Annotated in this window: 21 protein-coding genes; 7 read left to right on the top strand and 14 right to left on the bottom strand. The window is 30.4% G+C overall.

The window, feature by feature from the left end; all coding sequences use genetic code 11:
- Positions 1-14: 14 nt before the first annotated feature.
- A complete protein-coding gene (locus AC27L2_RS09935; protein WP_487211615.1) occupies positions 15-2483 on the bottom strand; it encodes a penicillin acylase family protein in 2469 nt (822 codons plus the stop codon).
- Between the two features lie 116 nt (positions 2484-2599).
- Here AC27L2_RS09935 and AC27L2_RS09930 point away from each other — a divergent pair, with 116 nt between their 5' ends.
- The 7 genes from AC27L2_RS09930 to AC27L2_RS09900 all read left to right on the top strand — a co-directional run bounded on the left by AC27L2_RS09930 (position 2600) and on the right by AC27L2_RS09900 (position 9164).
- Complete coding sequence (locus AC27L2_RS09930; protein WP_487211614.1) at positions 2600-3886, top strand: DNA recombination protein RmuC; 1287 nt, start codon at positions 2600-2602, stop codon at positions 3884-3886.
- A gap of 95 nt (positions 3887-3981) precedes the next feature.
- On the top strand, positions 3982-4692 hold the full coding sequence (locus AC27L2_RS09925; RefSeq protein ID WP_487211613.1) for a LiaF transmembrane domain-containing protein: 711 nt from the start codon (positions 3982-3984) through the stop codon (positions 4690-4692).
- Positions 4693-4700: 8 nt separating this feature from the next.
- Positions 4701-5432, top strand: coding sequence for a LiaF transmembrane domain-containing protein (locus tag AC27L2_RS09920; RefSeq protein ID WP_487211612.1), 732 nt, complete (start codon positions 4701-4703; stop codon positions 5430-5432).
- A gap of 6 nt (positions 5433-5438) precedes the next feature.
- The gene (locus AC27L2_RS09915) at positions 5439-6485 is read left to right on the top strand and encodes a sensor histidine kinase (RefSeq protein WP_487211611.1); all 1047 of its coding nucleotides are present in this window, start codon (positions 5439-5441) and stop codon (positions 6483-6485) included.
- 2 nt (positions 6486-6487) lie between these two features.
- Positions 6488-7237, top strand: coding sequence for a LytR/AlgR family response regulator transcription factor (locus AC27L2_RS09910; RefSeq protein WP_487211610.1), 750 nt, complete (start codon positions 6488-6490; stop codon positions 7235-7237).
- Positions 7238-7354: 117 nt separating this feature from the next.
- On the top strand, positions 7355-8938 hold the full coding sequence (locus tag AC27L2_RS09905) for an acetaldehyde dehydrogenase (acetylating) (RefSeq protein ID WP_487211609.1): 1584 nt from the start codon (positions 7355-7357) through the stop codon (positions 8936-8938).
- 46 nt (positions 8939-8984) lie between these two features.
- A complete protein-coding gene (locus AC27L2_RS09900; RefSeq protein WP_487211608.1) occupies positions 8985-9164 on the top strand; it encodes a hypothetical protein in 180 nt (59 codons plus the stop codon).
- On the opposite strand, the gene lptB is transcribed toward AC27L2_RS09900, so the two are convergent.
- The 13 genes from lptB to AC27L2_RS09835 form a co-directional block, all read right to left on the bottom strand.
- A complete protein-coding gene (gene lptB, locus AC27L2_RS09895; protein WP_487211607.1) occupies positions 9161-9904 on the bottom strand; it encodes an LPS export ABC transporter ATP-binding protein in 744 nt (247 codons plus the stop codon). The genes AC27L2_RS09900 and lptB overlap by 4 nt on opposite strands.
- Positions 9894-11279: an OstA-like protein gene (locus AC27L2_RS09890; RefSeq protein WP_487211606.1), complete on the bottom strand. Its 1386-nt coding sequence runs from the start codon at positions 11277-11279 to the stop codon at positions 9894-9896. The genes lptB and AC27L2_RS09890 overlap by 11 nt, the downstream gene beginning before the upstream one ends.
- Entirely contained in the window at positions 11276-11806 is a 531-nt protein-coding gene (gene lptC, locus AC27L2_RS09885; RefSeq protein ID WP_487211605.1) for an LPS export ABC transporter periplasmic protein LptC, read from the bottom strand. Before lptC ends, AC27L2_RS09890 begins: the two co-directional genes overlap by 4 nt.
- Positions 11807-11814: 8 nt before the next feature.
- The gene (locus AC27L2_RS09880) at positions 11815-12792 is read right to left on the bottom strand and encodes a KpsF/GutQ family sugar-phosphate isomerase (RefSeq protein WP_487211604.1); all 978 of its coding nucleotides are present in this window, start codon (positions 12790-12792) and stop codon (positions 11815-11817) included.
- A gap of 17 nt (positions 12793-12809) precedes the next feature.
- Complete coding sequence (locus tag AC27L2_RS09875) at positions 12810-13310, bottom strand: HAD hydrolase family protein (RefSeq protein WP_487211603.1); 501 nt, start codon at positions 13308-13310, stop codon at positions 12810-12812.
- Complete coding sequence (gene kdsA, locus AC27L2_RS09870) at positions 13276-14100, bottom strand: 3-deoxy-8-phosphooctulonate synthase (protein ID WP_487211602.1); 825 nt, start codon at positions 14098-14100, stop codon at positions 13276-13278. The genes AC27L2_RS09875 and kdsA overlap by 35 nt, the downstream gene beginning before the upstream one ends.
- A gap of 5 nt (positions 14101-14105) precedes the next feature.
- A complete protein-coding gene (gene ruvB / locus AC27L2_RS09865; protein ID WP_487211601.1) occupies positions 14106-15137 on the bottom strand; it encodes a Holliday junction branch migration DNA helicase RuvB in 1032 nt (343 codons plus the stop codon).
- 13 nt (positions 15138-15150) lie between these two features.
- Entirely contained in the window at positions 15151-16251 is a 1101-nt protein-coding gene (locus AC27L2_RS09860; protein WP_487211600.1) for a heparan-alpha-glucosaminide N-acetyltransferase domain-containing protein, read from the bottom strand.
- 98 nt (positions 16252-16349) lie between these two features.
- A complete protein-coding gene (gene kdsB / locus AC27L2_RS09855) occupies positions 16350-17120 on the bottom strand; it encodes a 3-deoxy-manno-octulosonate cytidylyltransferase (RefSeq protein WP_487211636.1) in 771 nt (256 codons plus the stop codon).
- Positions 17121-17123: 3 nt separating this feature from the next.
- Positions 17124-17414 carry an Asp-tRNA(Asn)/Glu-tRNA(Gln) amidotransferase subunit GatC gene (gene gatC, locus AC27L2_RS09850; RefSeq protein WP_487211599.1) on the bottom strand — a complete coding sequence of 97 codons (291 nt, stop codon included), beginning with the start codon at positions 17412-17414 and terminating at the stop codon, positions 17124-17126.
- 11 nt (positions 17415-17425) lie between these two features.
- Positions 17426-18691: a VWA domain-containing protein gene (locus tag AC27L2_RS09845; RefSeq protein WP_487211598.1), complete on the bottom strand. Its 1266-nt coding sequence runs from the start codon at positions 18689-18691 to the stop codon at positions 17426-17428.
- Positions 18692-18796: 105 nt separating this feature from the next.
- A complete protein-coding gene (locus tag AC27L2_RS09840) occupies positions 18797-19903 on the bottom strand; it encodes a M48 family metallopeptidase (protein ID WP_487211597.1) in 1107 nt (368 codons plus the stop codon).
- A 2-nt stretch (positions 19904-19905) separates the two neighbouring features.
- Positions 19906-22518, bottom strand: coding sequence for a BatD family protein (locus AC27L2_RS09835; RefSeq protein ID WP_487211596.1), 2613 nt, complete (start codon positions 22516-22518; stop codon positions 19906-19908).
- Positions 22519-22549 lie beyond the last annotated feature (31 nt).

Below are 22549 nucleotides of genomic sequence, written 5' to 3'. Positions count from 1 at the left end.
TAAATAAAAGTTACTTATTCATGTGGTTTTAAAATTAATTTATAAGGTGCAGTTCTCTTGAACAAATTTTCATCCAATGCAATTTTAAGATATTTTCCTTTCAACCACATTTGAGTCATATCGCTGTAATGTTTGCTCATAAAATTTCCTGATTGTCCTGTTGGCATAATGAACTCAATGTAATTTGGATTTCCAAAATCAAAGATATATCTCATTGATGGTCCAAGATTATTAGCAAATGGTTCTTCCTTAAGAACCTTTAATTCATAATCATTATCTTCAAATAAAGCTGTAAAAGAATACTCGGTGTTGAATATTGTTGTACCATCTCCGCCTATTGGGAATGGACCAATATCAATTAAATCATCAATAAAATTAGCAATCCCATGAAATGTATGTTTAAAAGTTACTTTATGAATTTTACCCCACTGCCATTTTGAAATGTCCTTTCCATATTTTTTCTCAAGGTATATTAATGCATCAACAAGACTTTTTCTAATAATTTCATTTTTTGATTCTACTTGTTGTGTATTAATATTATCAAACAATGAGGAATTATCGCTATCGAGCAATTCAATCAATTTTCTGTATGGAACATTTGCCAGAAAAACATACTCTTTAATTAAATCTTTTCCTAATTCATCTTCAAAAATATTTTTTATGAGGTAATGAAGAAAAGCAGAATATATCGCAGGCACCTGACTTTTTTCACTAAATTCATAATTCCAGTTATTAAAAAGTTCGAGAGATGTTTTCAAATTCTTTTCTGTTACTTTTACATTTTTAAAAGCATCAAGAATATGTTTTGTAATTTTTCTTGCATATGGAGAAATAAAATCAAGCTGATAATTTTTAAAATCATTCATTGAATGAACAGACTTTGAATTCAGCAACTCTGTGATTCTCTCAATTCTTGAAGATGGCTCCCAGATATTTGATATATGATACTTGAAATTTCTTGCTGTTTTATTATTTGCAGAGGCAATAAAATTTTGAGATGGATTAAAAAGTTTTGGCATTTCTTCATAAGGCACATAACCTTTCCAATCATTTGCACTAAGAGTTCCATCATAAATTAAAGTTGGACTAACTGAATTTCGTAATGGTAGTTTTGCTGCACAAATATAACCGATGTTTCCATATTTATCTGCATAAATAAAATTTTGGCCTGGAGCTGTGAAATATCTTAATGCTTCTTTGAAATCATTCCAATCTTTTGATTTGTTAATTAATATTGATGCATAAAGTTCATCATTAAATTCTAATGCTGTCCATCGCATGCTTAAGTTTGAAAAAACTTTTCCTTCTTTCGGATAAAAAACATTGTAAGGATGAACATCAGAAATTATTGGTCCACGATGAGTTCTTTTAATTTCTAATGTGTAATAAGAAGAATCTTTTACTGCAAATGAATCTTTTTCTAAAATTAAATTTTTCCACTGTCCATCAAGAAAATATTTTGTTCCGGTTGAATCAATTTTTTCTACATAGAAATCTGCATCGTCTGCCATAACATTTGTCATTGTCCATGCAATATTTTGATTTTTGCCAATTACAACTGATGGTAACCCCGGCAATGTGAATCCTTCGACATTTAAATCTTTACTTCTAATTATTACAAAATACCATTTGCCTGGAGCAGAAAATGCAAGATGTGGATCATTTGCAATTATAGGTTTACCAGAAGCAGACATTTTACCATTGACTACCCAGCTGTTTGAACCTATATGAGTTCCATAAAAGCCAAAAAATTCTCTGAACTTTTTATCTGTTTCCAGAAAATCGTTTGATATTTGTGCAAATTTTTCAATTGATTCTGGTATTATCGTTGGTGCATTTTGCGGATAATCTGGAATTAATTCTTTTGCTTTTTCAGCCCCAAGTTTTTGAACAATATTTGAAAATGTAACATCAGACCACCAACTTAAATTTAATTCCCATGCCATCAATTTAGCTATAACCAAACTATGTTCTGGTTTCCAGGGATATGGGTCATATCCCAATACATCAAATTCGATTGGATATTTCCCTTTTGCTTCTTTTATAAATTCATTTACTCCTTTTGTGTAAGCATTTAGAATTTTTTTTGCAAGAGGATTTAAATGCTGGTAACCATGAATAACATTTTTATAAATCCCAATTGTCCTAAACATTTTATCAAATGCTAAAGTCTTTTTCCCAAATACTTCACTTAATCTTCCTTCTCCAGCTCGTCTTGCCAAATCCATTTGAAATAATCTTTCCTGTGCATGCAGATAACCAAGTGCAAAAGCTGCATCTTCATCATTTTCAGCTATTATCATGGGAACTGCAAATGAATCTCGATAAATTGTAATTGTTGATGTTATCCCTCTAATAATTTTTTCACCATTATATTCTGGCAATGATTTTTTAAGCATAAAAGACGAAACAATAAAAAGAAAAATGATTAAGACAATCAAAGAAGCAGATACACCTATTATAATTTTTTTCCAGTTCTTCATATTTAATTTCTTTTGTTTACAAATCTAAATTTATAAAAATATTCAAAGATGAGTTAACAAGATTTCAATTTATTTTATATTTTGCTTTTGTTAAATCATTTACATCTGGAGAGATAATGATAGAAATTGCTTTTGTAAGTATAATCATAATTATGGTAATTATATTGTTCATTGTTCATTCAATCAATAAAAAGACAGCTGCTTTCAATCAAACAGATATTAAAACAGAGTTCGAAAGAATTGACAGAGCTTTTCGGGATGAGCTTTTTAGAAATCGTGAAGAAATTTCCAAATCATTAAAATCACAAAGAGAAGAATTAAGTAATTCGATAAATAATTTTGGGGAATTGCTTTCAAACAGGCTTTATGAAATTGCAAAAATGCAAAAAGCACAATTAGATATTTTTGCCGACCAGCTTTCAAAATTAACTCAGTCTAATGAACAAAAATTTGATAATCTCCAGATGCGTGTTGAAAATCAATTAAAAGAAATACAAGAAAATAATTCCAAAAAACTTGAGGAAATGCGTCAAACGGTTGACGAAAAACTTCATGCTACACTTGAAAGAAGACTCGGAGAATCATTCAAACTTGTAAGTGAAAGATTGGAACAGGTATACAAAGGTTTAGGTGATATGCAGGAACTTGCAAGAGGTGTAGGCGATTTGAAAAATGTTTTGACAAATGTAAGAACAAGAGGCACATGGGGAGAAATTCAACTCGAAAATTTAATTGAACAAATACTCACACGAGAACAATATGAGAAAAATGTCATCACAAAAAAAGGAAGCAATGACAAAGTTGAATTTGCAATAAAACTTCCTGGGCGAGATTCATCAAAAACAGAAATTGTCTGGCTTCCAATTGATGCAAAATTTCCAATTGAAGATTACCAAAGATTGCTTGATGCACAGGATGCAGCTGATATTGATGCTATCAACGATGCAGCTAAAGGCATCGAAGTTAGAATAAAATCCGAAGCAAAAAAAATTGCAGAAAAATATCTTGACCCGCCGAATACTACAGACTTTGCTATAATGTTTTTACCAATTGAAGGTTTGTATGCAGAAGTTTTAAGAAGACCTGGTCTCGCAGAATTTATTCAAAGAGAATATCGTGTTACAATTGCAGGACCAACAAATCTTGCAGCAATTTTAAACAGCTTACAAATGGGATTCAGAACTCTTGCCATAGAAAAAAGGTCAAGTGAGGTATGGAAAATTTTAAGTTCTGTCAAAACTGAATTTGGGAAATTTGGTGATGTGCTCGAAGCAACTCAAAAGAAATTGCAGGAAGCATCAAACAAAATTGAAGAAGCAACAAAATCGACACGTAAAATTGAAAGACAATTAAAAGATGTTCAGGTTCTTCCGCCCAATGAACAAATTAAATTGCTTGAATAAAATTTATTTACCGATACAATTCTGCTCTTCACCGATTTTTTATTTATGAATTATATTTTACTTCCTAACTTTCCTCTGAAAATTTTGGAGATGTTATGGCATATTATTTAAGAACAAGAATTTTAATTGGTATAATTCTTATCATCATTGGTATTCTATTTATTCTTAATAATTATGGAATAGAAATAATCCCAGAAGATTTTCTTACATGGGAATACTTTTTCATTTTTCTTGGAATACTTTTAATAACACTTTCTAAAAATAAAATTGCAGGAAGCATATTAATAGCCATTGGACTTTTTAGTTTAATCCCTGAATTATGGCCCCTTATTTTTGTAATCATTGGTTTATTTATCATACTTCGGAGAAAAGAATATACAAGGCATTACTGGAAAACTCATGAATATAAAAGTTCATTCATAAGCAGTGAATTATCTGAAGAAAAAGCAAACAAAGGAAAAGAATTTCTAGAAGAAATATCAATATTTGGCGGAAGCACAAAAGTTTTACATACAGATAATTTTCGTGGCGGTAGCATAATTTCAATTTTCGGAGGTTCTGAAATTAACTTATCTGACTGCAAACTTGCCGAGGGTGAAAATGTTCTCGAATTAACAGCAATATTTGGAGGCTCAACTTTAATTGTTCCATCGAATTGGAAAATTGAAATAGATGTATTACCTGTCTTTGGAGGTTTTGGCGATAAAAGAATAAAAACTCCTAACATAAAATATGAAGAAGGAAAAAGTCTTTTAATTCGAGGCTTTGTTTTATTTGGAGGTGGAGAAATTAAAAACACATTTTAGAGGAAAACATGGAACATCAAAATTCAAGATTATGGCTTGGATTAATTTTTATAATAATTGGAACTTTATTATTAATTGATAATCTTGGCTTCTTTTATTTTGGCTTTCGACATTTAATATTTTCATGGCACACAATTTTTATAATTATTGGGATTATACTTTTAACAAAATCAAGAAATAGTACACCCGGAATGATTTTCTTGGTAATTGGTCTATACGGATTACTTAATCACATCTTCAAACCATTTTTTCATTTTACATTTCGTGACATATTCCCTTTGATTATAATCATTATTGGTTTTTACTTCATACTTAGAAGAAATGAAAGTAAACATATTCATCAAAAAAAATTTAATGAACATGATTTGGCTTCAGAACGATTTCAAGAAATAAATAGTGAATATATAGATGAAACCTGCATTTTAACTCATTGCAACAAAAAGATAGTAACAAAAAATTTTAAAGGAGGAAGATTAACTATTATAGCTTCTGCTGTAAATATAAATCTTGCTGATTCTAATTTATCACCTGAAGAAATTATTCTTGATGTAACATGTCTTTTCGGCGGCTTTTCCATTTTAATACCAAAAAATTGGAAAGTTATTACAAATGTAACAACAATATTTGGAGGATTAGATACAAAGCAATACCTTTTTGATAATTCATTACAACATGAAGAAGGATTATTAATTATAAAAGGCACAATATTTTTTGGCGGTGGTGAAATTAAAAGTGTGTAATTTTTTATGATTAATCCATTCATTAAAAACAAACGACTTCTGTTAATTTATCTTATAATTTGGTTTTCAATTTTTTTATTGCATACAATAATTCTTAATTGGTTTTTATCAATAAATTTTTATTCAGCTTTAATTGACAGTTTAATTTTCAATCTGCTTTATTTATTTCTTGGATTGAGTGTCTGGTACACAGTAAATTATAATTCTCTTGATATATATTCGATTTCAAAAATTTTTATTAATCATATTGCCTCTGCTGCAATAACATCGGGAGTTTGGCTGCTTGCTGGTTATTATGTTTCAAAAAATATTTTGATTGATGATAAATCATATCTTGTTTTTTTGAACAAATCACTTCTATGGCGATTTATCATTGGCATAATGTATTATTCTATACTTGTTGCAATTGATTATGTGATAATTTATTACAATAATTTTCAAGAAAAATTATTAAAGGAAGCTGAACTTAAGACATTAGTTAAAGAGGCAGAACTTAAATCGCTCAAATATCAAATTAATCCGCATTTTATTTTTAACTGCCTTAATTCAATAAGTGCATTAACAATTACAAATCCAACTAAAGCACAAGAGATGACAATCAAGCTATCAACATTTTTAAGAAATACACTTTCAAAAAATGAACATCAAAAAAATAAATTATCAGAAGAAATCAGTTACTCAAAACTTTATCTTGATATTGAAAAAATTCGATTTGGTGACAAATTCGATTTTATTGAAGAAGTTGAGCAGGAATGCAAGAATACAGAAATTCCAAGTATGATTTTGCAGCCACTTTTCGAAAATGCAATTAAACATGGCGTTTATGAATCACTGGAAAAAGTTACAATAAAACTCAGGTGTGCAAAAGTAAGTGAATATATTAGAATTACTGTTGAAAATAATTTTGACCCTGATTCTGTTCCTAAAAAAGGCGAAGGGATTGGATTAAAAAATATTCAAAACAGATTAAAGTTAATTTATAATCAAGATAATCTTTTGAAAACAGAAAAATTAAATAACATATTTAGAGTAAACATTTACATACCGGTTTAATTATGAAGAAAATAAAAACAATAATAATTGACGACGAAAAATTAGCAAGAGACATCATCAAAAAATATTTAGAAAAATATAATGATATTCAAATTGCTGCTGAATGTTCGAATGGGTTTGAAGCACTCAAGCAAATTAATGAGCTTAAACCAGATATAATTTTTCTTGATATTCAAATGCCAAAAATTTCTGGTTTCGAAATGCTTGAGCTATTGGACGAGCCGCCTATTATCATTTTCACAACAGCATATGACAACTACGCTATCAAAGCTTTTGAAGTAAGTGCTATTGATTATCTCTTAAAACCATTTTCAGAAGAAAGATTTGACGATGCACTGAAGAAAGCTCTTGATATGTTGAAGAATAAAGAACATTCAAGTAAGAAATTAGAATCACTTTCGAGAACATTAGATGAAAGGAAAGAATATCTCGAAAGGATTGTAGTTAAACAAAACCAAAAAATTACAATCATTCCAGTAGATGAAATAAAATACATCGAAGCACAGGACGATTATGTAATGCTTCATACTGAAAAAGGAAATTTCTTAAAGGAAAAGACAATGAGATTCTACGAAGAAAATTTAGACCCAAAAAATTTCATAAGAATACATCGTTCTTACATTGTAAAAATATCGAGTATAAAACAAATTGATTTATTTGAAAAAGATTCACACAACATAATTTTAATAGATGGAACTCATCTTCCCATAAGCAAAAGTGGTTATCAAAAAATTAAAGAGCTGTTTAATTGAAATTTTTAAACTATCCTAGCACTAATCCATTCAAGATAAGATTTGTTCAAACCTACTTTTTCAAATTGAAGTTTGCAGTGGTTCTCTTTATTTTTAGTTAAAAATTTTGAGAACACAATGAACTTTGACAAGGACCTTCAATCAATTCAGGAAGCCCGCAACTTAGCCGCTCAAGCTAAAGAAGCACAACTCGAATTCAAGCATTTTAATCAAGAACAGGTAGATAAAATTATCAAGGCAATGGCTGAAGCCGGATTCAGAGAGGCTGAAAGACTTGCAAGATTAGCACATGAAGAAACAGGTTTTGGAAAAGTTTCTGATAAAATTATCAAGAATCAATTTGCAACACGAGATGTTTATGAATCAATAAAAAATCTGAAAACTGTTGGTGTAATTGATATTCAAAAGAATGGAAAAATTATAAAGATAGCAGAACCAATGGGAGTTGTTGCAGCATTGATTCCATCAACAAATCCCACATCAACTGCAATGTTCAAAGCTCTTATTTCATTAAAATGCAGAAATGGAATTGTTGCAAGTCCGCATCCAAAAGCAATTAATTGCACAATAGAAGCACTGAAAGTTTTATCTGATGCAGCAGAGAAAGCTGGCGCACCGAAAGGTTTAATACAATGCATGACAATTCCTACACTCGAAGGAACCGAAGCATTGATGAAAGACAAAAATATTTCTGTTATTCTGGCAACTGGAAGCACACCAATGGTTCAGGCAGCTTATAGTTCTGGCAAACCAGCTTATGGTGTTGGTCCAGGCAATGTTCCTGCATTCATTGAAAGAACTGCAAATATAAAAAAAGCTGTTGCTGATATTGTTTATGGAACTACTTTCGATAATGGCGTTCTTTGTTCTTCAGAACAAGCAATGATTGTCGATAGACCCATCAAAGAAAAAGTAATTGAAGAAGCTAAAAAGTTAGGATGTTATTTTTTAAATCCAGAAGAAAAGAAGAAATTAGAAGAAAGAGTTGCAAAGGGATCAAAATTAAATCCGGATATCGTTGGTAAACCCGCTAGATGGATTGCAGAGCATGCTGGATTCTCTGTTCCAGATAATACAACAGTCTTGATTGCAGAATGCCAAAAAGTAGGAAAAGAAGAACCATTATCAATTGAAAAGCTTTCTCCAATACTTGCTTTTTACACAGTTGATGGTTGGCTTGAAGGATGTCATCGCTGCATTGAACTGCTTGAATTTGGTGGAATTGGCCACACATTAGCTATTCATTCTAATGATAAAGAAATTATTATGAAATTTGCTCTTGAAAAACCTGCATTTAGAATTGTGGTAAATACTCCTTCTTCTGTTGGAGCTGTTGGATATACTACTGGACTAATTCCTTCTATGACATTAGGACCAGGCACATGGGGTGGTTCAATTGTTTCAGAAAATGTAACTGCCACACATTTAATGAACATCAAAACATTAGCTTTTGAAATCAAAGCTGTTAATGAAGGAACAGCTGTAAACTCTTTTGATTTACCGCAATTTACTTCAAGAAAAACCGAAGAAAGTTCTCCAGGTAGTTTTACAAAAATGATTGAAGAAAGATTAAGAGCTCGAGCAGGCAATCCACAGGTAAATCCTCTTAGCAATGTAAGCAGAAAATCAGAATCACAAAATTTAGGAAGCGGAATCACAGAAGAAGAAGTTCAAAAAATTATAAAGGAATTTAAGTTGTAAAAAAAATTAATGATAAAACCTTTGCAAGGTAATTTTATTACTCTTTATGGAGAAAAACATTTTCAATAACTGGTCAATCGAAAAAGGCGATTATAAAAGAGACGTATCAACAACTTGGAGATATCAAAAGAAATTACAAGTAAGAAGAACCATTAAAAAAATTTTGTTGATAATTCTTTATTGTATCATAGTTGCAGGTATTTCTTTTTTAATTTTTAGTGATTAGGAATATCTATCGAGTTTGAATTTTTCTCCAAGGTATAATTTTCTCACATCACTGTCCTCGGCAAGGTCGTGAGCAGAACCTTCTTTAAATATTTTGCCATTAATTAAAATGTATGCACGGTCTACTATACTCAAAGTTTCGTGAACATTGTGGTCGGTTATCAAAATTCCAATTCCTTTATGTTTAAGATTTGCTACAATATTCATAATATCTTCCACTGCAATTGGGTCAATTCCGGCAAAAGGTTCATCAAGCAAAATAAATTTTGGATTGGTTGCCAGCGCACGTGCTATTTCAGTTCTTCTTCTTTCTCCGCCGCTTAATTGAAAGCCAAGTGTTTTTCTAACATGATGAATTCCAAGTTCATTTAGTAATTTTTCAAGTCTTTCCTTTCGTTCCTGTTGTGAAATATCGAGCATTTGAAGAATAGCCATGATATTATCTTCTACTGTAAGACCGCGAAAAATTGAAGCTTCCTGAGGCAAATAACCAATTCCTCTTTTAGCACGCTTATACATTGGTTCGTTTGTTATTTCAATATTGTCTAAAAAAACTCTTCCGCCATTTGGCTTTATCATGCCTACAATCATATAAAATGTAGTTGTTTTCCCGGCTCCGTTTGGTCCTAAAAGTCCAACTACTTCTCCCTGCTGCACAGAAATTGAAACATCATTGACAACAGTTCTTTTCTTATAAATTTTTTTAAGATTTTCGCTTTTAAGTATTAATTCATTTCCCATTTATAACTTCAAAAAGTTGTTTTAATAATTTTTCTTTGCCAGTCAATAATTCTTCTTTTTTTGGTCTTTGTTGTATTAGTAAAAAATTTGGCAGAGTAAAATCTTTCTCTTTCCCAATAATTAAATTTTCAGGATGATATTCATTATTTGGATTTCCATAATACATAACTTTTACAACATTTTTACCATTAAATAAAATTACTGATTTCTCTGCGCTCGACTTCACCAGACCATTTGGTTCTCCATCCTCGTAAAGATAATAAATACTCAGCACGTTTCCATTTACTTCTGTTCTTTCTAAACCATTTTCTCCAAAAAGCAAATTAATATTATTGCCAGAAATCTGGTCATAACGAAATTCATATTTATCATTTGATGAAATAATTAATGCATTCGAATTCATATTCATTTTTTCAAGACGATTGTCTTTCAAAAAAATATTAACTGTGTCAGCAATAAATTGTGTATTCTCGTTCCACAATACTGGTGGAAGTTTATCATCTTCATTCTTATGTGTATAAAGATGCTGCGAAGTTTGATAGTAAATAGAATAATTATTTATTGAAGCAAATTCACCGCGAACAATCTTTACTGAATCTTTTGCTATTAATCTTTTTGAACTATCTCCATATGCTTCCATAATCCTTGCAGCAATTATCAGAGTATCGAGTTTAGAATTTGTTGTATCGATTTTTATTAATAACGGATTGCCGGTGATTCTTGAAAAATTTTTATCGTGATAATCTTCAAGTTTATTTCCATAAATTAAAAGCTGATTTGCTGGGTCAATAATTCTAATATTTTTGAATGCATAAGTGATTCTTTCATTTCTATAATGAATTAATGAATCTGCATAAATCATTGCAGAAGTATCGCGAACAACCACATTACCAACAGCAATAGCTTTATCTTCATTGTCAAAATAAGTTAATGTATCGGAAGTAAGAACCGAAACTGAATCGTTCAATTTTACATTCTCGTAGAAAAAAGCTTTTTTTTCATCAAAATAATAGAAGCCATTTTTTGCTTTTAAGTGAACATGTCCATCAAAATAAGTTACACCACTTTTTGAATAAGCAGTTTTAGTATTCCCATTATAAAAACCAATGTCAGTGTAAATTGTAATGCTATCCTGAGTTACAATTACATTCCCAAGCAGTTCAGCTTCATTTCTTGTTATATTATGAATTGCTTTAGCGCAGGTTATTTTAACTGCTCCCTGCATCATCACAACATTACCATGAACTTCGCGGATTGATTCACCATTAATTTTTTTGCCAACAAGACTATCCCCCAAAACACGAATAACATTATCTTCTTGTGCAAAAAGATTTGTAAAAAGAAAAAGAATTAATATGATAAAGTTGATTTTCACTTTTTCTCTTCTTTAGTTAAAACAGCAGAATAAGTAATATTATAAATTACATAATTGTTTAAATGCTGGTCTGATTCAAAACCATATCCTTCAATAATTTCTTCTTTTGATTTTATTGAAACAAATTTATCTGTAAGAATTTTTTGGTCTTTGTTTCTCCACATCAACTCATTTGTCTTAAGCACTGTTCCGCTATCGTTAACTGCAACAACACTGTCTATAGCATACATATCCATAGTTGAATCATCAACCTTGCCGTATTTAGATGTAAGTGTTGTAGTTTTTTGCTGAGCATTATTATAAAAATCAACTTTAACACCTTCAAGAAAAGTTATTTTCTGAAGCTCATATTTTTTAAGATGATGTGTATAAAGTATTGCTTTCAGCTTGCCTTCCCGGCTAAAAATAACTTTTGAGTTCCAGCTTTCATGAATTGGGATTTCACCTTGAATTGTGCTTTCTTCTATTTTGGGTTTTACTTTTTCTTCGGAACATGAAACAAAAGAAATGAATGCAATGAGAAACATAAATTTTTTCATCTGGATTGTAGTCCTAATTTAACAAGGTCATGAAGATGGATAATTCCTTCCGGTCTATAATTTTCATCAACAACTATCAAAGAAGTTATTTTATAATTTTCCATTTGCTGAATTGCGAAAGAAGCAAGTTTATCCTTTGTAATTGTCTTTGGTTTTCTTGTCATTACATCACCAGCAGATAAATTTTTTATATCAAGAGTCTTTTCAAGCAGTCTTCTTAAATCACCATCAGTAATTATTCCAGTTAAAATTCCTTCATTGTTAACAACGCATGTAGTGCCTAATCTTTTTGATGATATTTCATAAATAGTATCTTTCAATGAAGTATTTTCTTTAACAATTGGAATATCTTTACCTTTAATCATTATTTCTTCAATGCGAAGGGACAATCTTTTGCCAAGACTTCCTCCAGGGTGAAGCATTGCAAAATCTTCTTCTGTAAAGCCTCTCATTTCAAGTAAAACCATAGCAATAGCATCTCCCATAACTAAAGCTGCAGTTGTTGATGCAGTTGGTGCAAGATCATAAGGGCAGGCTTCTTCTTTCACATTAATGTTTAGAACTATATCACATTCTTTTGCAAGTTTAGAATCCATTGACCCAAGCATTCCAATTAATGTTACATTAATTCGTTTGAACATTGGAATCAACCTCAGCAGTTCTTCAGTATTTCCGCTTTTAGAAATTATTATCACAATATCATCTTTGCGAACCATGCCTAAATCACCATGAAGTGCATCAGTTGGGTGCATGAATATAGCTGCTGTTCCAGTTGAATTAAGTGTAGCAACAATTTTTCTTGCTATTAATCCTGATTTCCCCATCCCAGTAAAAACAACTCTGCCTTTTGAATTATAAATTTCTTTTACTGCTTTAACAAATTCTCCATCAATGCTGTTTACTAAATTCAGAATTGCATTACCTTCTATTAAGATTACTTCTTTCCCTTTGGCTATTATTTGGTCTTCAGACATTTTTTTTAATGTTTTATTTATGATTTTATTTTATCAAATAATTTTAATATTTCTTGAAAAATCTCATTTGAGTTAGTTCCATTAATTATAAAATCAACTACTCTTTTTACTTCTCGTTTTGCTGATTTTGGTGCAGCAGATAAACCACATTTTCTTAACAGTGGAATATCAAGTATTCCATCGCCGATAAAAAAAACATTATTGCAATTCAGCTTTTTAGTTTTCAAAATTTTTTCTGCAGAAGAAACTTTATCAATAGAAGAACTTAAAACATAGCAATCAGGAATTTCTTCTAAACTTTCAATTAATTCATCATGCTGTCGAGCTGTTATTATTGCAAAATTCACATTTCTTTCTTTGAATTCTTTTACTGCATTTGCAATTGAATTAGTAAGATTATCAATAATAAGTTCATTAATTTCTGACTGGGTGAGAAGCACACCTTCCAAATCAAAAATGATAAGCCGAATCTCTTTTAGTTTATCAAGTATTTCTTTTTGCATTTTTAGTAAGTTCATCAATTCTTTTTATAATTGAAAGAAGATTACTTAAATCACTTAGAGGAAGCTGGCTTGCAGCATCGCTCAAAGCTTTTTCGGGTTCAGGATGAACTTCGAGGAAAAGTCCCGCAATCCCCACAGCAGTAGCTGCCTTTGCTAATGTTGGGATATATTTTCTTTCACCACCGCTAACACCACCCTGACTTGGAATTTGAACTGAATGTGTTGCATCCATTATAACAGGATAACCAAACTGTTTCATTATTTCAAGACTTCTCATATCAACTACAAGATTGTGATAACCAAAAGATGTTCCTCTTTCTGTCAATAAAATTTTTTTGTTACCAGTAGATTCAATTTTATCTGCAACATATTTCATATCATCAGGAGCTAAAAATTGACCCTTCTTAACATTAACAGCTTTGCCTGTTTTACCAGCGGCAAGCAGTAATTCTGTTTGTCTGCACAAAAATGCTGGTATTTGAATTACATCTACAATTTCTGAAACAATTGCAATTTCATTTTCTGAATGAACATCAGTTAAAATTGTCAAAGAAAATTCATCTTTAACTTTTTCTAAAATCTTGAGTGATTGTTTAAATTCAAGACCTGTAAAAGATTTTATGCTTGTTCGATTTGCTTTCTTGTAACTTGATTTAAAGATATATGGAATACTTAATTCTTCAGTAATTTTCTTAATCTTTTCTGCAGTATGAAGAGTGATGTATTCATTTTCAATCACACATGGACCTGCAATTAGAATTAAAGGAAGATTGTTATCAATCTTTATGTTATTAATCTCAACCATAAATTTTATTTCTCAAATAAATCTGGATGATTGCTTATTTTTTTCTTTTTGTTGAAGCGAAGATAAGCTAATTCTGTTGCTTCTCTTCCGCGTGGTGTTCGTTGAATAAAACCCTGCTGAATTAAAAACGGCTCATAAACTTCTTCAATTGTTCCTGCATCTTCATTGACAGCAACAGAAATTGTGTTTAATCCAACTGGTCCGCCATTAAATTTTTCAATAATTGTAAGAATTATTTCTTTATCCATTTCATCAAGTCCGTACTCATCAACTTCGAGTGCATTGAGAGCTTTTTTTGCAACCTCAATATCAATTATATTTTTATCTTCATAATCAGCAAAATCTCTTGTTCTTCTCAATAATCTATTTGCAATTCTTGGTGTACCTCGTGAACGTTTTGAAATTTCTTCTGCTGCTTCATCATCAATTTTTATATTAAGCAGTTTTGCAGAACGATGAATAATTTTTTTTATCAAATCACTTTCATAATAATCGAGACGAGCCTTAATGCCAAATCTATCTCTCAATGGAGCAGTTAATAATCCTGCTCGGGTAGTGGCACCAATCAAAGTGTATTTAGGAAGTTTAATTTGAACTGTTCTTGCATTTGGACCGCTGTCAATCATTATATCCAGCTTAAAATCTTCCATTGCTGAATATAAATATTCTTCAACAACAGGACTTAGCCTATGAATTTCATCAATAAACAATACAGACTTTTCTTCCAGATTTGTCAGAATTCCAGCAAGGTCGCCTGGTTTTTCAAGAACAGGTCCAGATGTAACTTTAATTTTTACACCAAGTTCGTTGGCAATAATGTGTGCAAGTGTAGTTTTGCCTAAACCTGGAGGACCAGTTAATAAAACATGGTCTAAACTTTCATTTCTCTTTTTTGCAGCACCGATAAAAACTTTTAAGTTATCAACAATTTTTGTTTGTCCCGTAAATTCATCAAAAGTTTTGGGACGAAGTGATTGTTCAATCTTTTTTTCTTCTTCTGTAACCAAAGGATTTAAATTTGCCGACCGTCTTTTCAATTTTCCTTTTTTCCTAAGTTTCTAAAACCAATTTATTTTTTCTATAACTCTTAAACTTTTCAATACCAATAACCATTAATACCATTAATCCAATCATCAGCATTGCTGCAAGTATAGAAATTTCGAGGCTCAACTTATTTGCAAAAATTAAGTTTAAACCTGGGATCCATGCACTGCCGTATAAAATTATTACATGAACAGCATAAACAACAAGTGTATGTCTGCCAACCCATTTTACTAAATCAGGTATGGTTTTTAATTTCAGGGCAAGGTAGGACATTAAGCTGTTTAATATTAATACCCAGCCAAGTCTCATGGTTATCACATAAAAATTATCTGTTACCAATGCTTTCCCACCAAAAAATATTTTTTCATTTAGCTCAATAATCCATGAGAGAATTAAAAATCCAAGACCTGTTAAAAATAATTTTCTGCTAAATTCTTTTGTGGTAAATATTTCTGGATTATGAGCAAGGTAACTGCCCAACACAGCACCGCTAATTACATAACCAGCCCATGGGAATAATGGGAATAAAGAACCAGTTTTGTGAAAGAAATATGCAGCAAAAGGAAGCGGAAGATAATTTAACCAGTTAATCTGTTCAGTAATGTTGAACATTGCAAAAAAGAAAAACGCACCTAAAGAAAAAATCAGATAATCATTAGCTTTAATTTTTTCAGCAATGTATGAAAGAATAATTATAAATAATAATCCAAATCCTATCAGATGTAAAGCGTCAACTGTAAAAAAAGTTAACCATTGTGCTTTTGTAACAAAACTAAAATTAAAAAAAGTATATGTTGGGTATCGCAATAAATATCCAATGAGAACTAATGTAAGAAATCTTCTTAAACCTTTTGCAACGCGTGGATTTTCATAAAAAGGAACTTTTTGCAAACGAAGTAAATAAGTAAATACAGTTCCTGATGAAAACATAAAAATAGGTGCAGTAAAACCTCGAATGGTAAACCAGATGCTATAGAGAATTGAATCAAAAGTGCGGTATTCATTTGCAAGGAAAGCATCAATAGTATGCCCCTGAACCATCATGAGCACTGCAAATGCACGCATCATATCAATAAAAATTATTCTTTTGGGAGATATACTGTTCATTTGATTATAATTTATTAATTCAATTATTAAAAATAAATAAAGTAAACAACTTTATAAAATACTTACAGATACATACATTAATAAACTACCAAAATCAATTATCTCATCTTGTTGGATTTAGAAAACCTTTCATAAAATTTTCTGGCAAGTTCAAGGTCTTTTGGAGTGTCAATTGAAAGGCTGTCAAATTCAGTTACAACAACTTTAATTTTAATGCCATGTTCAAGTAATCGAAGTTGTTCTAATTTTTCAATTCGTTCTAAATCAGTCTGCCGAAGTGATGTAAACTTAAGCAGAGTTTCTTTTCTAAAAACATAAAGACCAATGTGTTTATAAATTTCTCCAGTTTCAATTTTTTCAAGATTAGTTTTAGCATCTCTAACATAAGGTATTGGTGAGCGGGAAAAATAGAGAGCATAATTGTTATAATCGAAAACTACTTTTACAACAGAGGGAGATTTCATTTCTTCAACACTTGTAATTCTTTTGACGAGTGTAGAAACATTGACTTTCTTATCAAATAAAAGCGGTTCAATTGCTTCGTCAATCATTCTGCCGTTAATAAATGGTTCATCTCCCTGAATATTTACAATTATATTAGCTTCAGGAAGTTCTTGAGCAACAAGTGCAATTCTGTCTGAGCCAGAGGCAACATTTTGAGGTGTCATATAAACTTCTGCACCAAAACTTTGCACAACCTGAAAAACTTTTTCGTCATCAACTGCAACAACAACTTTATCAAGCAATTTAGATTTTCTTGCATTCTCCCATGTATGCTGAATCATTGGCTTTCCACCAATATCAGCAAGAGGTTTACCCATTAATCTCGTTGATGCAAAGCGAGCAGGTATGATTCCTACAATCATAATTAATTACTTACTAATTACTTTTGGAACTCTAAAAAATTCTTCTGTGCTTGATGGAGCATTCCTTAAAGCTTCTTCTCTGTCAATTGAAGGTTCAAGTTTATCTTCTCGAAATACATTAAAATTTTCGATGGGGTGTGAAAGTGGTTCAACATTTTCAGTATGAAGCTCATTAAGTTTTTCAACATAATTTAAGATTTCATTTAACTCATGAGTAAAATTTTCGAGTTCTTCATCATTGAATCTTAATCTTGCTAACTTTGCTATGTATTCAACATCTTGTTTGGTAACTGCCATATTTTCACCTCTTAAAATGAATAAAAATTGTTGCTGTTAAATGTTCCTCTAATTTCTGAGCGTTCTCCATTATATGGATTATTTTTTATTCTTATCGTTAATGAGTGAATATTATTTCCTCGTTTTGGACTTTTATAAGTTAATAAATAAAAACTATTTGCATAACTAACTATTGAATGCTGGATATTATCAAATTGAGCTTTTAATTCATTTATATCAGTAATTGAATAATAACCTGCAGTTCCGATTGCTTCAAGAACATCAGGTTGAATTTCGCTCCCAAGTCCAATTGTAAAAACAATTTTATTGTGAACTGCATTTAATGCTTCTGCCAATGTGCTTGAACCTTGTGTGTCTTTACCATCTGTAAATACAATCATCATTCCTTGAACAATTCCATCAATTGAAAATGAATCCTGCCACAAAGAAGCTCCTTTAATTACTGCACCATAAAGATTTGTTGTTGGATAACCTAATTTGTAACGATTAATTGCATTGATTAAAGAATCAGAATTATTTGTAAAATCACTCAATATCTCAGGTTTATCAGAAAATTGATAAATAGAAATTTCCTGCTGCGAAACTATTTTTTCAATAAATGATTTGGCTGCATTTCTGATTTCTTCAATGTTATTTTGAAGACTTGTGCTGTTATCAAGCATTATTACTGTTTTTAATTTATAAGGAACAGCTTCCCTTTTTTTAATTTCTATTTGTGATTCAGATTGTGAAATTGGTTCTCCATCTTCTAAAATTTCAAAATCATTTTGAGTTAAATAGTCTATTCCCTTGCCATTCAAATCAATTACCTGAAACATAACATGAACATAACATGGGAGTTCTGTTTGAATTTTATAAAGATTTAGTGCAAAACCATTAATAGTAGGATAAGTTTGAGTTAAAGTTGTAAAACTCCAGACAGGTCCTTCTATTTTACTCCCATCATCATTCTTTGCAATAACTCTCCAGTAATATGTTGTTTGATATTCTAAATTAGTTACAACAAGTGATTTCGATGTAATATCACTTGCAATTAATATTTGAGGAGGATTTTTTTTATCGAGATACACATCAAATTTTTGTGAACCTGAATACTCCCATTGCAAATTTACAATAAGCGGCTGGTCAATAGATTTATCTGCAGGTTTAGGATTGCTTGGCACAGTTTTGCTTGTTGATGTTTCTGATTCAGTTTGAGTTGGCGGATTACTATCAAAAGTACATTGCACAAGTATCAATATAAACAAGAAAGAATATTTTTTAACTGTCGAAATCATTATCCCAAATTTATAATCAATTTTCTTTGCAAATATAATTATAAAATCGATTTATAAAATGTTTTTACATTGCATATTTAATTATTATTAAAGGAAGGACAAATATTAATTAATCTTATTTAATGCAGCTATTCTATTTTTAATTGAAGGATGACTGTAAAAAAACCATTCAATCAGTGGATGGGGTTCCTTATCACCAAGATTTTGTTCTGTAAGTTTTATTAGAGTATTAATAAAAACTTCTTTTTTGTTTGTGGCAGTTACAGCATATTCATCAGCTTCATATTCAAATTTACGAGAAATGTAATTTGATAATGGAGTAAGTACTAAACCAATAATGCTTCCCCAAAGAACTAAAACAGGAAGAGCAGAAATTTCTAAAATTGAATTAAAGCCAAAGAAGTTTATTGTTGCTTCGTAAAGTTTGGCAATCAAATAAAAAGTCAAAAAGCTGAATACGGTGCCTAAAATTATATTCTTTACAATATGCTTCTTCTTATAATGTCCCATTTCATGGGCAATGACTGTTTCGATTTCATCATTAGAAAAATTATTTAATAATGTATCACCAAGTAAAATTCTTTTTGTTTTACCTAAACCTGTAAAAGCAGCATTTCCTTTTTTGGTATTTTTGCTCATATCAAATTTAAATACATTTTCAACTTTCAAATTTGCTGCTTTACCAAGTTCAATAATTCTATTTTTCAAATCTTCATTTTCAACAGGTGTAATTTTATAAAACAATGGTAATATCAATATTGGAACAATTTGAGCAAGCAATACAGAAAAGAAAAACATTATAATTCCGAATGGTAGCCACCAGTAATTATTATAAGTCTTCAATATGAAATAAAATATAATTAATAAAGGAAGTCCAATTGCAGCACCAACTAATGTTTCTTTAAGATTTTCCCAAATCCATTTGCCAAAGGATTGATTCGATAAGTTGTATTTATGTTCAATATAAAATTCTGAATAATAATTTAGCGGGAAAAAAAGAATTGAAGATGCAATTCCTAAAATCACAGTAAATGAAATCAATCTTAAATAATCATTTGAAATATAGTGTTCTAATAATTTCTCAAGTTTATTACTATATCCAAAAAGTACAAAAAGAAACATCAAAATAAATGAAGCAATTCCTTTGAATATTCCTATCGCGAGTTTAGTGTTGTTATATTTTTTAGCTTCGTTCATTTCAGAAAAAATCATGATTAAATTCTTCCAAACTTATCATCAGGAATCCAGCCCACTTTGCCATCAGACAATCGAATTTTTGACCAATTATTTACATTATCTTCAACAACAAATTTGATTCCTTCATGAATTAAAAATGCATCATTGCTCTTCTCATCAGGAGCCACTTTTACAGAGTATGCTGGTTCAAGCAAAATACCATAGTTTGTTGATTTTTCATGATTATATCGAGCAATTAAAATTATCAGAGAAACAAGAAAAAAAATAATTGAGATTACCCCGGTATTAAATGCAATTCTATGAAGATTTATTTTTCTTGACAAAAAGTAGACTCCAATTGATATTATAAGCAAAAGATAAAATATTACAGTAACTACAGCCCATCCATTCAATGATAATGATGTTATCAATATTTCCCACCACTGAACTATGAATAATTTTGGCAATTCAGTAATTCGATCAACAGTTCGTGCATTTGCAACTTTTAAATTGTATGAAATATCTTCATCACCTGGAGCTAACTTAAGTGCTTTTTCATAATATAAAATTGCATAACCAAGCTTATCTAAACGGAAGTATGAATTTCCAATGTTATAATAAAGAGCTGCACTTTCATAACCTTGAGCAATAATTTTTTGATATGTTTGCACTGCTTCTTCATACTTCTGTTCTTGATAATATTTATTTCCCAAATTCATTAATTGCTCTGGTGACTGAGAATATAAATTATTGCTAAGCATTAATATTATCACAAAAATTATTATTGAGAACAAATTCATTCTGCCAGTTAATTTTTTACTAAATGATTTATTAGCTTCAAGACTTGCATCAAGATTAACAATGATATTTACAGCTTCTTCATAAATTTCACCTGCAGATGCAGAATTCAATCCCGAAGGTGCAAAGCGAACAAACTCACATTTATCTGAAACATTTTTTATTCTTGCAATTAAATCTTCGGGGATATTTTTTTGAGAAAGTATTTCGAGAGCTTTTTCAATTGTAAACTCTGATTTTTGTAAACTTAGCTTATCTTCAAGATAACCATACAAAGCCAGCGATAATTCAGAATAAAATTCTGAGAGATTATTTTTATCGAGAGCCTGTTTTGCAATTTTCAAACGCTTTTTGGCAGCTTTTTCAGCTTTTTGATATTTCAACAGCTGAACATTGCTGTAAAGTTTTTCTTGTTTTTTTCTTATTCCAATTGCTGCTAAAAGTGCAATTAATGGAAGTGTCATCGAAATCCAGAACCAAGATTGAAGCAATGCTCTTTCCTTTTTCTTCTCGAATTTATAATCAGAAGTTTTAATGTAACGAATATCCTCACTAAGTAATTTTATATCTTCTTTAGAAAAATTTCCTGCAATTGGTTCATACTGTCCTTCGCCTTTCATAACATTTATCTTAAAAGCAGGAGAAGTTAATGTCACATATTTTCTTGCAGCTGGATTAAAATATGAAAATTCAATTGGTGGAATTTCTTTTTCACCAGGTGTTCGCGGAACAATCAAATATTCTACAATTTTTTGTCCCGATATTATAGACCCTTTATTAACATTGTCATAAATTTTTGGTTCATATTTTTCAAATCCAGCTGGCAGTTGAACTTCGGGAAGTTTTAATAATTTGATATTGCCTGATCCTGAAACAGTCATTCTAAGTGTGATGCTTTCATTTGTTTTTACTTTGTTTTTATCAACTTCGACTTTAAAATTAAAATTGCCAACAGCCCCATTAAATGAAGCTGGAACATTTGTAGACGGCAATGGTTCGACTTCAATTTTTAATGTGTTTGATTTAGCCAGATATTCGATTGTTTGTGTATTCCCAAAAAATGAATCATTAAAAAATTCATCGAAGATATCATTGCTTGTTCTTTTTCTTTTTACAATTACAGGAATGTTCAGTTCAAATGGAGTAACATTTAATGTTCCAGTTTTAGTTGGAAAAAGAGCAACACGTTTAATAGTAGCAACGCGATATCTTTCCCCTTTATACATCTCAATATCAAAAGAAATTGTTTGTGATGGTTCAATTTCTTCTGCCCAGAATCCTTGATACTGCGGCAACTTAGTTATTTGTGGTGATGCAATATTCAATTTGGTGTAAAGTTTATAGGTAACTGTAATTTGTTCACCAAGATATGCGCGAGTTTTACTTGCTTCTGCAACAATAAAGACATTTTTTGATAACTCATCTGAACTTATTCCACTACTTTCTTTTTGCTGTTGAGGTGTCCCTTTAACTACAGTTATTTTCAAAGGAGCTGTTCTATAAGTTTTTCCATTATATTCAACTAAAGCCGAACCAATTGTAAATTCTCCAATACTTGTTGGCATTAATATATAGGAAAATGTAAGTGAGCCTGAGACTTTATTATTTATAATTTGCATGCTTGTGGATTGATTTGGTCCGCTTAATACTTTAAAACCTTGAAAAGATGGTGGTCGAAAATTGCTTACTCCATTGATATCAGAACCATTAAATGTAAAATAGACCTGAAAATGTTCGTACTGACCAACAGTAGTTTTATCAACTGTTGCATTAAAATCCTGTGCAAAAGAATTAATAAATAATCCTGTTATAAATAAAATTAATATCAAAATAAATTTTTTATAATCTTTCATAAAACATATCTCCAGATATTAACCAAGATTA

Source organism: Rosettibacter sp. KY25 (genome assembly GCF_057554405.1).
This window is presented reverse-complemented; position numbering and strand designations above follow the sequence as displayed.